The organism is Azospirillum endophyticum, assembly GCF_016595245.1.
GTDB lineage: Bacteria > Pseudomonadota > Alphaproteobacteria > Azospirillales > Azospirillaceae > Azospirillum > Azospirillum endophyticum.
The window spans coordinates 62140-76273 of the sequence record NZ_JAENHM010000091.1 but is presented as its reverse complement, the minus strand read 5'-3'; the positions used below and the strand labels follow the sequence as shown (position 1 = coordinate 76273).

Sequence of the window (14134 nt, the reverse complement as noted above, 5' to 3'; positions counted from 1 at the left end):
TGGTATAAGGCCGATCCTTGCCATTGTCCTGGCGATGGGGAGCTTGTCGCGCCGGGTGAAAGATCAGGCCGGGCGGATGGCCTGCGCGAAGGTGAAGAGCATGGCCGGGTCGACCGCCGTCTTCACCTCGGCCAGCCGGGCGAGGTTCTCGCCGTAATAGGCCCGCTGCCAATCGGCCAGCGACGGGTCGGGGAAATTCTGGAAGGCGCCGGCCGCCCTGGTCCGGCGGTTGACGTCGTCGTAGAAGCGCTGCTGCCACTCCAGCGCCCGTTCGATCAGCAGGGCGGAATCCGTCGGCCGCCACCAGTTGGCCTCGACCGAGAACAGCCAGTCGTAGCCGCGGTGGACATAGGCGGTCTCGGTCGGGCCGACCTTGTCGATGGCACCGCCGACCTGGAAGAACTTGAAGGCGACCGGCATCGAGGTGGCGGGCATCCGCGCCGCCCAGTCGAACATCGCGGCGACGGCCTCGTCGCCGATGTCCGCCGCCTTCATGAAACTGGACTTTTCCTGATAATAATAGGGGAAGGTCGTCTCGGTGAGGAAATCCTGCCCGGTCCAGTAGGGCACATTCTCCTTCACCTGCGACTGGTCCTTGTCGACCAGTTCCCAGGTGGATTTGAAGATCTCCTTCAGCGTCATATTGGATTTGTGCAGCTGGCCGAGGATCGACAGCTTGAGCGGCACGCCGGCGCAGCGTTCCTGCCAGCCGGGAATGGTGACGTTGATCTTGCTGCCGAATTCGTCGGGCGCTGCCGCCAGTTCGGTCAGCAGCAGTTTCAGGACCTTCGGCAGATCCTTGGTCCAGACCAGATTGAAGACCGTCACCGGCTCCGCCGGGCGGGTTTCCAGGGTGAAGGAGGTGTTGATGCCGAAATTCCCGCCGGCTCCGCCGCGGCAGGCCCAATAGAGGGCGGACTCGGTACCGGCATCGGCCTTGACGTGACTGCCGTCGGCCGTCACCAGCTCCGTCGCCTGCAGCAGATCCGACGCCATGCCGAACTTGCGCATGTTGAAGCCGATGCCGCCGCCGAGCAGGAAGCCGGCGGCGCCGACCGAATCGCAGCGCCCATGGGTGATGGTGCGGCCCAGCCGCTCCATCTGCTTGTAGACGGAAGAGTTGAGCGTGCCGCCCAGCACCCTGACCAGCCTGTCGGAGCCTTTCACCGGCTCCGCCCCCGCCATCAGCGTCATGTCGACCAGCAGGCCGGGCGTGGTGGAGAAGCCGGCGTAGTTGTGGCCGCCGGACCGCACGGCGAAGGGCATCGCCTGCTCCGTCACCCATTTGAGGCAGGCCTGGACGTCCTCAGGCCGCGAGCAGCGGGCGATGCCGGCCGGCAGGGTGGCGCCATAGCGCAGGTTGTTGGGGCGGCAGACGTCGGCGAAGAAGGGATCCTCCGGCCGCAGCACGCCGCCCTTCACCACCTTCGCCAGATCGGACCAGGCCGACGGCGGCGGGCAGAGCGCCCCGCCCGTCTCCGCCGCGAAGGCTGAGCCCGGCAGCAGCCGGACCGCGGCCGCCGCCCCGGCGAAACGGCCGGCCCCGACGAGAAAATTGCGGCGGGATGAGTGCAGTCCGAGCGCCATGAGCCTGTCCATCCTGAGTCAAAAATTGTTTTTTATGAAATATAGTATCTTTTTGATAACAAATTTCGTCAACAGGACACGCTCAGAGCTGCTGAGCGATGATATCTTTCGTCATTGGGCACATGACGTTGCTCAGGGGCCGAACACCTCCTCCGCCACGGCATCCAGCAAGGCATCGTCGCTCTGCTGGTTGCCGTTCGTCAGGAAGACCAGCACGGTGCGGCGGCCGGGGTAATAGCGGACATCGGCCTCGAACCCGTCATAGCGCCCGTCATGGCCGACGCCGCGGCCCCAGCGGTCCTTCCACAGCGCGACCCCCAGCCCCTGCCCTTCCTCGTTCTCCGAGGGGGTCAGCATGCGCCGGACGGTCGCCGCCTTCAGCAGCCGGTCATCCCGGAACAGGGCGAAGACGAAGCGCTCCAGATCGCCGGCGGTGGTGACCAGCGGCCCGTCGCCGGTGGTCGCCGCCCAGGAGCGGCGGCTGACGTCCCCGTCCTCGGTATAGCCATGGGCGAGGCTGCGGTCGCGCGGGTCGGCACCCACGCTGGTCGACCCCATCCCGGCCCGCTCCAGCACCCGGTTCCGCAGCACCTGCGCGAAGGGGATGCCGTCACGCAGCGAGGCGATGTGGCCGAGCAGGACATAGTTGCTGTTGGAATACGCGTAGTGCCCCCCGACCGGACCGGTGGCCTTCTCCCCCGCCGCATAGGCGAGCAGGGCGCCGTTGCGCGGCAGCCGCTCCGGCTTGGCCGCCTCCTCTTCCTGATAGGCGTCGGTGAGGTAATCGGGGATGCCCGAGCTGTGGTCGAGCAGATGGACCAGACGCGCCCGGTCGGCATTGGCGATCTTGCCCAGCGACAGGTCCGGAGCCAGGTCCCGCGCCGGCCGGTCGAGAGAGAGCGCCCCTTCCTCCACCTGTTGCAGCACGGCGGCGGCGGTCGCCATCTTGCCGACGGAAGCGACGTAGAAGCGCGTGTCCTCCGTCACCGGCCGCTTTTCCCTGCGGTCGGCGATCCCGGAAACCACCACCCGCCGTCCCTCGGGGCCCGACACCAGCAGGATGCCGCCATCCAGTTCCTCCTCGGCGAGGAAGCGGTCGAGCAGGCGTTGCAGGCGGTCGGGTCTGGCGGCTCCGGCATCGGACCATGGAACCGCAAGGGTCAGCAGCAGGGCCAGACCCGGCATCAGCCGGGGCAAGCGCCCGATAAGACGCTGAAAACCGCTGGATCCGGACCGTCCTTGCGCCTGCATGCCATCTGCCCCCATCCAGTGAGCGGCCCGGCGGGATTACGCCGAAAGCCATAACCGGAACCGAGGGTAGGACTGGCAATCGGGAAACGACAAGCTGGGGAATCTACCGCTTCGCCACCGGCCGGGTGCTGCCGCGGATCACCAGTTCGCAGTCCAGGTTGTGGTGCTTCTGCGTGACGCGGACGCCGTCCAGGGCCGCCAGGATCTGGGTGGCGCTGAGCCGGCCGATCTCGCGCTGGGGCGGGCGGACGGTCGTCAGCGGCGGCGGGCAGGAGCTGCTGAAGGGCAGATCGCCGAATCCCACCACCGCCAGATCGTCGGGCACCTTCAGGTCGCGGCGGGTCACCTCGAACAGGACGCCGAGCGCCAGCGCGTCGTTGGAGCAGACCACCCCGTCGATGTCGGGATGGCGGGTCAGGATTTCGTCGATCAGCCAGCGGCCGACCTCGGTGGTGGCGGCATCGGGGACGGTGAAGTCGATCGGCTCGTGCAGGCCGCGGCGCAGCACCTCCGCATCGTAGCCGTCGGTGCGGCTGCGCACGCGCAGATCCTGGTGGGCGGCGGCGCCGATATAGGCGACCTTGCGGCTGCCCTGGTCGTAGAGGTGGCTGGTCTGCATGCGGCCGACCTCGAAATGCGAGAAGCCGACGCTGATGCCGACCGCCTCGCCCGGATGGCCGGGCATGTCCCACATCTCCACCACCGGCACGCCGCAGGAGGCCAGCATGGCGCGGGTGCGGTCGGTGTGGTGGAAGCCGGTCACCACCATCGCCGCCGGCGACCAGGCGAGGAAGGCGCGGATCAGGCTTTCCTCCTCCTCCGGGCTGAACTCGCTGACGCCGAGCAGGGTCTGGTAATGCGCCGCCTGGAACATGCCCTGGAGCGTGTTGTAGGTCTCGGCGAAGAAGGAGTTCAAGATGGACGGCAGGATGACGCCGACGGTGCGGCTGCGCGCGGCGGCCAGGCTGCCGGCCACCAGATTGGGCACATAGCCCATCTCGTCGATGACCCGCGCGATGCGTTCGGCGAGGTGGCGCGACACCGACTCCGGCCGGCGGAGATAGAGCGAGACGGTGCTGGGCGACACGTCGGCGGCGGTCGCCACGTCGGTCATCGTCACCCGCTGGGTGCCGCGGCGCGTCCGCTTCCTGGTTTCGGTCACCTGCATCGTCGATCTTCCTCACGCATCAGGATGCGGCCACTCAGTGCCGCGTCGGCGGGTCGCCCAAGGCCAGTCCGGACAGGGCCAGGATCGCGTCGTGAACCAGCTGATAGGCGGCCTCGATCCGGCCGAGCGCCCGATCGCAGTCGTCTTCGCTGTCACGCGTTTCCCGCCTTACGGCCCGGAACAGGCTCAGTGCCTCGCGGCCGATGATCCTATGGCTTGCCCGCAAACCGCAATCCTCTTGCAACGCGAGCGGGACATGCAGCAGGCGATGGCGCAGCACGGCCGCGTCAAGTTCCAGTTCGGCGATGCGCCGGCTGAGAAGGGGTGTCATCGATGTCATGCCTTCGGGGCGCGTCCCGATGGATGCGCCCCGCTTCCTTGAGTTGCGGCAGGCCGGATCAGCCGGCGACCAGATCCGCCCCGACGAGATCCGCTAGGGCCGCCTTCATGCCCTTCGCCTCGATGGCGGCCAGGCTGCCGGCCACCCGCTCGGCGAGGCCGGAGATGGCGGTCAGGTCCTCCTTCCACAGGCGGGCGTCGGACAGCACCGCCGCCACCAGGGCCTTGGGATCGCCGGCATGGGCGGTCCAGGCGGCGCTCATCGCGGCGATCACGTCGGCATTGTCGCTGATCGGGTAGGACCCGGCCTCGCGCTGCCCGGCATAGGCGCCGTCGGCAAGCCGGCCGCGGTAGAAGCGCAGCAGCGCCGCCAACGAGAAGGACAGGCCGGCCGGAGCCGAGCCGTTGCGGACCACCGCATCCTTCAGGCTGGGCAGGACGCGCACCTGCCACTTCGACACCGAGTTCAGCGTGATCGAGATCAGCTCGTGCCGGATATAGGGGTTGCCGAAGCGCTCCATGATGGTCCGGGCGTAATCCTGGCGCTCGGCCTCCGGCAGCGGCACGTAGGGGACGATCTCCTCGAACATCACCCGGTTCAGGTAGGCGGAGACGGTCGCGTCGTCCATCATCGACTTGACGGTGTCCAGCCCGGCGCAATAGGCGGCCAGCGCGCTGGCGGTGTGGGCGCCGTTCAGGATACGGACCTTGCGGGTGCGGTAGGGCTGCAGGTCGTCGGTCCAGACCACGTTCAGCCCGGCCTTGTGCAGCGGCAGCTCCTCCGCCAGATGGGCCGGGCCTTCGATCACCCAGACATGGAAGGGCTCGGCGGCGACGGCCAGCTTGTCCTGGTATCCCCACTTGGCGGACAGCGCTTCGGCTTCGTCCCGGGGATAGCCGGGGACGATGCGGTCGACCAGCGTGTTGAGGAAGTGGTTGTGCGTCTCGATCCAGTCGGCGAAGCCGGCCTCCAGCCCCCAGCGCCTGGCATGGGCCAGGACGATGCGCTTCAGGTTGGCGCCGTTCGCCTCGATCAGCTCGCAGGGCAGGAAGACGAGGCCGCTGTCGGCGCTGCCGCCCAGCGTCGTGTAGCGGGCATGCAGCAGGGCCGCGACCTTGGCCGGGAAGCTGTCCGGGCAGGTGCCGGGAGTGTAGGGCTCTTCGCGGTCGGCGATGCCGGCCTCGGTGGTGTTGGAGACGAAGAAGCGCAACGCCGGCGACGTGGCCAGCTCGACCATCCGCGCCCAATCGGCATAGGGGTTCAGCGCTTCCGAGACGCAGGAGACGACGCGGCGGGATTCGACCTCGCGCCCGTTCTCGATGCCGCGCAGCAGGACGGTGTAGAGGTTGTCCTGCGCCGCCAGCAGCGACGCGATGCCCTGGTCCAGCGGCTGGGCGATGGCGACGCCGGCCTTGGTCAGCCCCTGGCCGTTGGCGACGTCGACCATCCAGTCGACGAAGCCGCGCAGGAAATTGCCGTCGCCGACCTGGAGGATGGTCACGGGCAGGATCGGCGCACCATCGGTGCGGGCGACGTCGAACGCGCCGCCGGCAAGCTGGTCACGGGTCAGGGAATGCATGACTGGGCATCCTTACAGGAGCGGAAAGGCTGGGTCCGGATCGGAGGGACCGGGAACGGACGATGGCTTAAATATACTAATATATTAATCGTTGGAGCAAGGGGAAAAGGGTGCGGCATTGTGGTCGGGGGAGCGGCGTCAGCCCCCTCCCCCGCCGGGCGGAGGAGGGAGCAAGTGCTTGTCCAGGAGGGGACAGCTGCGGCCCGACCTCTCCCTACTCCTTGAACCCCGCCATATGCTCGAACAGGTGGCGCTTGCGGCGGATCTCCGCCTCCGCCTCACCGAGCAGGGCTTGGTAGCGCTCGGGGTTGCCGCGTTCCACGGCGCTGAAGCGGGACTCGCCGGCCATGAAGGCGGCAAGGCCGGCCGACGGGGCGCCGCTGTCCAGTTGCAGCGCCGTCCCGCCTTCGGCCAACCGGCGCGGGTCGCGGCGGTAGAGCGACCAGTGGCCGCTGTCCACCGCCAGCTTCTGGTGCTCCAGCCCGTGCGACAGCTCGTAGCCATGGGCGACGCAGTGGCTGTAGGCCAGCACCAGCGACGGGCCGCGGTAGGACTCCGCCTCCATCAGCGCATTCAGCGTGTGGCTGTCGCGGGCGCCGAAGGCGGTGCGGGCGACATAGACATGGTCGTAGGCCATCGCCATCAGCCCCAGATCCTTCTTGGCCGCCGAGCGGCCGGCGGTGGCGAACTTGGCCGAGGCGCCGGTCGGCGTCGCCTTAGACTGCTGGCCGCCGGTGTTGGAATAGACCTCGGTGTCCATCACCAGGATGTTGACGTCCCGGCCCGAGGCCAGCGCATGGTCGAGCCCGCCATAGCCGATGTCGTAGGCCCAGCCGTCGCCGCCGACGATCCAGACGCTCTTGCGGACCAGATAGCCGGCGAGCTGCTCCAGCCGGCGGGCTTGCGGGTCCTTCAACCCCGCGAGCCGTTCCATCAGCGCGGCGGCACGGCCGCGCTGGGCGGCGATGCCGGCGGCGTCCGATTGGACGGCCTCCAGCAGTTCCGCCACCAGACCGGGTTCGAGATGCGCCGACAGCTGCGCCACGAGGTCGCGGGCCTGTTCGCTCATCTGGTCGATGGCGACGCGCAGCCCGAGGCCGAACTCGGCGTTGTCCTCGAACAGCGAATTGGCCCAGGCCGGGCCATGGCCGCCGGCATCGGTAGTGTAGGGCGTGGTCGGCAGGTTGCCGCCGAAGATCGACGAGCAGCCGGTGGCGTTCGCCATCACCATGCGGTCGCCGAACAGCTGGGTCAGCATCTTGATGTAGGGCGTCTCGCCGCAGCCGGCGCAGGCGCCGGAGAACTCGAACAGCGGCTCCAGAAGCTGGGTGTGCTTGACGGTGGCCGGCACCGCCTCGCGCGGGATGGCCGGCAGGCTGCGGAAGAAGTCGAAGGCTTCCTGCTGGCCCGCCAGCGCCGCGATCGGGCGCATTTCCAGCGCCTTGCGGCCGGTCCTCTCCCCATTGGTCTTCTCCTGCACCGGGCAGACGGCGACGCACAGGGTGCAGCCGGTGCAGTCGGCCGGCGAGGCCTGCAGGCGGTAGCGTCCGCCGGGGAACTCGCGGCCCTTGTAGGGGATGGTCTCGAAACCGGCGGGGGCGCCGGCCAGCGCCGAGTCCGGCACCACGGTGGCGCGGATGGCGGCGTGCGGGCAGACCAGCACGCACTTGTTGCATTCGATGCAGAGGTCGGCGTTCCAGCCCGGCGCCTCCGCCGCGATGCTGCGGCGTTCGTACTTGGAGGTGCCGGTCGGCCATGTGCCGTCGACCGGGAAGGCGGAAACCGGCAGCCGGTCGCCATGCCCGGCGATCATCATGGCGGTGACGCGCTTGACGAAATCGGGAGCGGTCTCCGGCACCGGAGACGGGCGATCGTGGTCGGCGGTGACATGGTCCGGCACCGGAACGCCGTGCAGATGGGCCAGCGCCCGGTCGACGGCGGCGATGTTGCGCTTCACCACCTCCTCGCCCCGGCGGGCGTAGGTCTTCACGATGGCCGCCTTGATGTCGGCGATGGCCTCATCGAGCGGAATCACATCGGCGAGAGCGAAGAAGCAGGTCTGCATGATGGTGTTGACGCGGCGGCCGAGCCCGACCTCGCGCGCGACCGCACCGGCATCGATGGCGTGCAGCGAGAGCTTGCGCTCGATGCAGACGCGCTGCACCTCGGCCGGCAGGGCGTCCCACACCTGTCGTGGCGTGCCGGGGGCGTTCAGCAGCACGGTGGCGCCGGGGGCGGCCATCTCCACCACCTCCACCCGTTCGATCAGCGGCAGATGGTGGCAGGCGACGAACTGGGCCTGCCCGATCAGGTAGGGCGCGCGGATCGGCGCCTTGGCGAAGCGCAGGTGCGACACGGTGGTCGAGCCGGACTTGCGGCTGTCATAGACGAAATAGGCCTGGGCGTGGCCGCCGCCCTGGGATTTGGCGCTGCGGGACTGGATGATCTTGATCGAGTTCTTGTTGGCGCCCACCGTGCCGTCGGCGCCCAGCCCGAAGAAGACCGCGCGCGACACGCCGGGCTCCTCGACGCCCCAGCCGGCATCCCAGGGAATCGACCGGTGGGTGACGTCGTCGGTGATGCCGACGGTGAAGCGGCGCTTCGGCCGGTCGCGGCGCAGTTCGTCGAACACCGCCTTCGCCATGGCCGGGGTGAATTCCTTCGACGACAGGCCGTAGCGCCCCCCGATCACCATGGGGTCGACCGCGGAGGCGTCGGCGGCGCGGGCTTCCGCCAAAGCGGCGACCACGTCGAGGTGGAGCGGATCGGCGACCGCCCCCGGCTCCTTGGTGCGGTCGAGCACGGCGATCCGCCGGACCGTCCGCGGCAGGGCCGAAACGAAGTCGGCGATGGCGAAGGGACGGAACAGGCGGACGGTGAGGCAGCCCACCCGCTCGCCCTCCTCGACCAGCCGGTCCACCGCCCCGTTGCAGGTCTCGGCACCCGATCCCATGACGACGATCACCCGCTCCGCCTGCGGATGGCCGTGATAGTCGAACAGGCGATAGGCGCGGCCGGTGCGGGCGGCCAGCCGGTCCATCATGTCCTGCACGACGGCCGGGCAGGAATCGTAATAGGGATTGGCCGCTTCGCGGGCCTGGAAGAAGACGTCGGGATTCTGCGCCGTGCCGCGGATGACGGGATGGTCCGGGTTCAGGCCGCGGCGGCGGTGGGCGTCGACGCAGGAATCGTCGATCAGGGCGCGGAGATCGTCATCCGCCAGCGTCTCGACGCAGTTGAACTCATGCGAGGTGCGGAAGCCGTCGAAGAAATGCAGGAAGGGCACGCGCGCCCGCAGGGTGGCGGCATGGGCGACCAGCGCCATGTCGTGCGCCTCCTGCACGTTGGCCGAGGCCAGCATGGCGAAGCCGGTCTGGCGGCAGGCCATCACGTCGGAATGGTCGCCGAAGATCGACAGCGCGTGGGTCGCCAGCGTGCGCGCCGCCACATGCATGCAGAAGGGCGTCAGCTCTCCGGCGATCTTGTACATGTTGGGGATCATCAGCAGCAGACCCTGCGACGCGGTGAAGGTCGTCGCCAGCGCACCGGCCTGCAACGCGCCGTGGACCGCGCCGGCCGCACCGCCTTCCGACTGCATCTCCACCACCTGGGGAACGCCGCCCCACAGGTTGACGCGACGCGCCGCCGACCATTCGTCGGCGAATTCCCCCATCGGGGAGGACGGCGTGATCGGATAGATCGCGATGACGTCGCTGGCGCGGTAGGCCACCGATGCCGCCGCTTCGTTGCCGTCCATGATGCGGGCGGAGGGGACGGGCCGGGCGGCGGGGCTGCGGGTGGGGGCGATGGGGGGCGGGCTCTGGGTCATGCCGGAAATATCCTCTCTGGTGGCGACGGTCGTCTCCGTGGGGCGTCTTCGATGACGGGGGCCGGCGGGTCTTTGAAAAGCCGGTGTGAAAAGCGGCAGGAAACGGCAGTCGGCCGGGAGAAATGCTCCGTCCGAAGCGGGCCGGATACATTGACTCGTGTCAGTCCGATGCGGAATTTCCGGGTGACGTCGTCCTGCGCCGCACAAAGGTCTGATATATTACTTTTGCAAGGAAGACCCCAATTTGTCGCACCGCAGCATAAAACGCCGTCCGGGAGCAGCCGGGACGGTGACGGCGGCCCGTGGCGGGAATCCGTTCACCGAAGCCGCGGCGGAGGGATCCTAGGCCATTGATCCAGGTCATTTATCGCAACCGGGTGCCGTGGCTTACTACAGGCGGATGCGGCGGGACGATCGACCCGACGCTGAAATCCGAACAGTGAAACAGGCGTCTCAACCCGAAATTACAGTGCATTGCAGCATGCGGAAGCCCCCGGAGACGGAGGCGGTTATGCTGCGACTGCGAAGAAATCAGCGCACCGCACCATCGGTCTGCGACATTTTCGCAGGAGCCGAACGCGGTCTCGGAAAACCACTTGCGGCCAACACTGATATATTAATATAACTCCGTCAGCGATGCTCCCGCCCCTTATTGAACCGGAGCGGAAGCGACCCATTCGCCCGGCACCGAACACCCGCCGGCAGGGCGTCCTGTCCAAGGACCGCCGCCTGAAGGGCCTGTACGTGCGCACCGGCGCCTGCCGTGGCAGGCATGTGAGGAAAAGATGAACAAGATCCGTGGTTTGCGGTGGCAAATCCTTGCCCTGATGATGCTGGGCACCGTGGTCAACTACATCGACCGCAACACTCTGGGCATCCTGGCGCCGACGCTCAAGGAACAGCTCCACTTCACGACCGAGCAGTATTCCTTCATCGTCAGCGCCTTCCAGCTCTGCTACAGCCTGATGCAGCCGGTCGCCGGCTACATCACCGACCTGATCGGGCTGAAGCTGGGCTATGCGATGTTCGCCGGCGTCTGGGGCATCGCCGCCGCCATGCACGCGCTGGCCGGCAGCTGGCAGTCGATGGCCTTCTTCCGCGGCCTGCTGGGCGTCAGCGAAGCGGCGGCCATGCCGTCGGGCGTGAAGACCTCCACCCTGTGGTTCCCGGCCAAGGAACGCTCAATCGCCACCGGCTGGTTCAACACCGGCAGCTCGATCGGCGCGATGATCGCCCCGCCCTTCGTCATCTGGCTGTCGCTGACCTACGGCTGGCAGGAAGCCTTCCTCGTCACCGGTCTGCTGGGTGTCGGCATGTCGGCCCTGTGGTACATGCTGTACCGCAACCCGGAGAACCATCCGCGCCTGACCAAGGAGGAGCACAGCTACATCCTGGATGGCCAGGAGCATGTCGAACTGCCCAAGCCGTCGATGAAGCGTGTGCTGGGCAAGGGCAAGTTCTGGGGCATCGCCGCCGCCCGCTTCCTGACCGAGCCGGCCTGGCAGACCTTCAGCTTCTGGATCCCGCTGTACATGGTCTCCACCCGCGGCATGGACATCAAGCAGTTCGCCCTGTTCGCCTGGCTGCCCTTCCTGGCCGGTGACATCGGCTGCATCCTCAGCGGCTACCTGTCGCCCTTCTTCGTGAAGCGCTTCAAGATGTCGCTGGTCAACTCCCGCATCGCCGGCGTCGGCGTCGGCGCGGTGTGCATGGTCGGCCCGGCCCTGATCAGCTTCGCCGTCAGCCCGATCGCCGCCATCTTCCTGTTCTCGCTGGGTGCCTTCGCCCACCAGATGCTGTCGAGCCTGCTCTACGCCCTGGTCACCGACACCTTCGAGAAGCAGGACGTCGCCACGGCGACCGGGTTCGGCGGCATGGCCGGCTACCTCGGCGGCATGATCTTCTCGCTGATGATCGGCCAGCTCGCCACCACCATCGGATACGAGCCGCTGTTCGCCTGCCTGACCGTGTTCGACCTAACCGCCTTCGTCATCATCGCCCTGGTCCTGGGCCAGCGCGGCAGCAAACACGGTGCCGCCATCCCCAACGCCACGGCCGGCGCCGACTGACGCCCCGTCCTGTTGCGAAGGTCACGATCAGCGTGATCGAGACGCCCTCCGGCACAGCGCCGGGGGGCGTTTCGCGTTCTGCGCCGATCGTTTTCCGGTCGGGCAATCCGACTGGACAATCCGATCGGGCGAAAAAGCCCGCCGGGGAGGGAAAGCCGCTTGCCAGACGGATGAGATATTAGTATATCAATCCTGTACCGCTGGATGCGCCGTGGGTTGACCCGGCACAACTTGTTGGACGTTCCTCTCGGACTTCAGAGCCGCCGGCATTCCCGGCGGCTCATTTTTTGTCCGGCCCCTCGCTCAGGCCTTTCCTCCGGACAAGAGCGAGAGGACCGCGGTTCCCGGCGACGCTCAGTTGAACAGGAAGGACTGGCTGTCGATCCCGACGGCGGGAACCGCGCGTTCCGGCTGGGCGGGGACGGCGGCCGCGGCAGCGACCGACAGCAGCGAGGCCAGCGCGAAGGCCGAAGCGACGAGGGCGCGGGCGACGGTATGGCGCGGGGTGGGCTGATGGGCGGACATGCGGCTGCTCCTGATCTGGGGTTTCCCGAAAGCGATGACCAGGCGTCGGGAAGCGGCGTCAACGTCATCGGCAACCCCATGCTGCCATCGGCCGGCAGTCAGGAAACGCACCGATACCGCATGTCCTTCATGACCATATTGCACTGCATCATAGCGCTGCAACCGTGTATGCTTCAGACCATGGAAATGGATCGCAGCGCTCGGATCGGTTCCTCGGGGCGGCACCAAGACGGTTACTTGGACAGAGGCCGGCCATTACTGGCCATGGCTCAGCGCCGTCCGCCCACTTCGTCCAGATGCTTCAGCATGTCGGCGGGATCCTCGTAGACGCGCAGCGCGCCGGAGCGCTCAAGCTCCTCCCGGCCATAGCCGCCAGACAGCAGGCCGATGCCGAGGGCACGGGCCCGCTTGGCGGCGATCATGTCCCAGATGCTGTCGCCCACCACGAAGGCGCTGGTGACGTCGACGCCGATGCGCGCGGCGGCGGCCAGGAACAAGTCCGGATCGGGCTTGGCGTATTCGACCTCGTCGCGGGTGATCACCGCGGCCCGTGCGGGATCGACGCCCAGCTTTTCCAGCGCCGGCCGCGCCGTCTCCATTCTGCCACTGGTGGCGATGGCCCAGGGGAGGCCCAGCTCCGTCAGCGTGTCCAGCAAGTCGCGCGCGCCGGGCAGCGGCACCACGCCGGCCGCCAGACGCTTGTAGGCCTGCGAATGCCGGTGGCGCAGCCGGTCGAGCAGATCCTGGTCGATGGCGAGCCCGGTCTCGCGCAGCAGCATGTTGGTGAAGAGCCCGCCGCTCATGCCGATCTTGCGGTGGATGCGCCAGACCGACAGGGCGATGCCCTCCTCGTCCAGCGCCTCCTTCCAGGCCAGCACATGCTGGTACACCGTGTCGGTCAGCGTGCCGTCCAGGTCGAACAGGAAAGCGTTGGTCAGGTGGGGAAAACCGGTCATGTCCATTGTCCCGCGGAATGGGTGGGGCGATCGTGGGTTGGGCGAGGCTGCCGGCCCTTAAGCCGGCGGACAGGACCGGAAGTGGGGCCGGCCGCGGGTTTTCGCCAAGGATTTGCGACGGACGGCAACGGATTTCCGACAACGATAACCCACGCGAATCTTTATCACCTTTCACCACGGGCGCGCGTAGACTGCCGCTTCCGCTGACGCGTTGACTTCGTTACAGTCCACCGCCAAGCTTGCCGGCGGATCGTCGGCGGGATGCCGGGAGAGGAATTGCGCGTGTCCGATAGGCCGGGGGATGGCGATGCGTGGCCGACAGGCGACGATCTGGTCATGTTGCTGGACCAGCTCAGCCGGCTTGTCTATGGCATCAGCTTCACCGACGGGCTTTTCCCGGCGCAATGGGTGGCGCTGCGCTATTTCCATGACGCGCCGGAACCGGCGCGCACCCTGACCGCGCTGGCCCGCTTCCAGAAGATCCATCTCGCCCCGGTGTCGCGCACCGTCTCCACCCTGGTCGACAAGGGATTGCTGACCCGCCGCCCGCATCCGGGGTTCAAGCGTGGCTGGCTGTTCGACCTGACCGGGGAGGGCCGGACCCTGCTGGAGCGCGATCCCCTGCGCCAGTCGCTGGGTCCGCCCCTCGCCGCCCTGGCCGAGAGCGAACAGGCGGTGCTGGGCGGCCTGATGAAGCGCATCATCGCCCACATGCAGGCCGGCACCGAGCCCCAGGAGGGCGGCAGAGACGGCGGCCGGCAGGGAAGCGGCCACAAGACGGACGGGACGCCGGCCGCCTGATCGGCCGGCCGCTCCTGCTCCGTCCCGCT

At 67.9% G+C, this 14134-nt stretch carries 10 protein-coding genes; 2 read left to right on the top strand and 8 right to left on the bottom strand.

Annotated features, from left to right (window positions below; genetic code table 11):
- Positions 1 to 63 precede the first annotated feature (63 nt).
- The 6 genes from JHL17_RS35910 to nifJ all read right to left on the bottom strand — a co-directional run bounded on the left by JHL17_RS35910 (position 64) and on the right by nifJ (position 9682).
- A complete protein-coding gene (locus JHL17_RS35910; RefSeq protein ID WP_247894071.1) occupies positions 64 to 1587 on the bottom strand; it encodes an FAD-binding oxidoreductase in 1524 nt (507 codons plus the stop codon).
- A 132-nt stretch (positions 1588 to 1719) separates the two neighbouring features.
- Positions 1720 to 2772, bottom strand: a complete 1053-nt coding sequence (locus JHL17_RS35905) for a serine hydrolase domain-containing protein (RefSeq protein ID WP_247894070.1) — start codon at positions 2770 to 2772, stop codon at positions 1720 to 1722.
- A gap of 169 nt (positions 2773 to 2941) precedes the next feature.
- Positions 2942 to 4006, bottom strand: a complete 1065-nt coding sequence (locus JHL17_RS35900; protein WP_200199450.1) for a LacI family DNA-binding transcriptional regulator — start codon at positions 4004 to 4006, stop codon at positions 2942 to 2944.
- A 34-nt stretch (positions 4007 to 4040) separates the two neighbouring features.
- Entirely contained in the window at positions 4041 to 4337 is a 297-nt protein-coding gene (locus JHL17_RS35895) for a hypothetical protein (RefSeq protein WP_200199449.1), read from the bottom strand.
- A 67-nt stretch (positions 4338 to 4404) separates the two neighbouring features.
- On the bottom strand, positions 4405 to 5925 hold the full coding sequence (locus JHL17_RS35890) for a tagaturonate reductase (RefSeq protein ID WP_200199448.1): 1521 nt from the start codon (positions 5923 to 5925) through the stop codon (positions 4405 to 4407).
- Positions 5926 to 6139: 214 nt separating this feature from the next.
- Entirely contained in the window at positions 6140 to 9682 is a 3543-nt protein-coding gene (gene nifJ, locus JHL17_RS35885) for a pyruvate:ferredoxin (flavodoxin) oxidoreductase (protein WP_200199476.1), read from the bottom strand.
- Between the two features lie 857 nt (positions 9683 to 10539).
- On the opposite strand from nifJ, the gene JHL17_RS35880 reads away from it, so the two are divergent.
- Positions 10540 to 11823, top strand: a complete 1284-nt coding sequence (locus JHL17_RS35880; RefSeq protein WP_200199447.1) for an MFS transporter — start codon at positions 10540 to 10542, stop codon at positions 11821 to 11823.
- Between the two features lie 354 nt (positions 11824 to 12177).
- Here the strand turns inward: JHL17_RS35880 and JHL17_RS35875 are convergent, their stop codons facing one another.
- Both JHL17_RS35875 and JHL17_RS35870 read right to left on the bottom strand, forming a co-directional pair.
- Entirely contained in the window at positions 12178 to 12348 is a 171-nt protein-coding gene (locus JHL17_RS35875) for a hypothetical protein (RefSeq protein WP_200199446.1), read from the bottom strand.
- A gap of 269 nt (positions 12349 to 12617) precedes the next feature.
- Complete coding sequence (locus tag JHL17_RS35870) at positions 12618 to 13304, bottom strand: HAD family hydrolase (RefSeq protein ID WP_200199445.1); 687 nt, start codon at positions 13302 to 13304, stop codon at positions 12618 to 12620.
- Positions 13305 to 13586: 282 nt separating this feature from the next.
- Between JHL17_RS35870 and JHL17_RS35865 the strand changes: the two genes are divergently transcribed.
- Positions 13587 to 14105, top strand: a complete 519-nt coding sequence (locus JHL17_RS35865; RefSeq protein WP_345773947.1) for a MarR family winged helix-turn-helix transcriptional regulator — start codon at positions 13587 to 13589, stop codon at positions 14103 to 14105.
- Positions 14106 to 14134 lie beyond the last annotated feature (29 nt).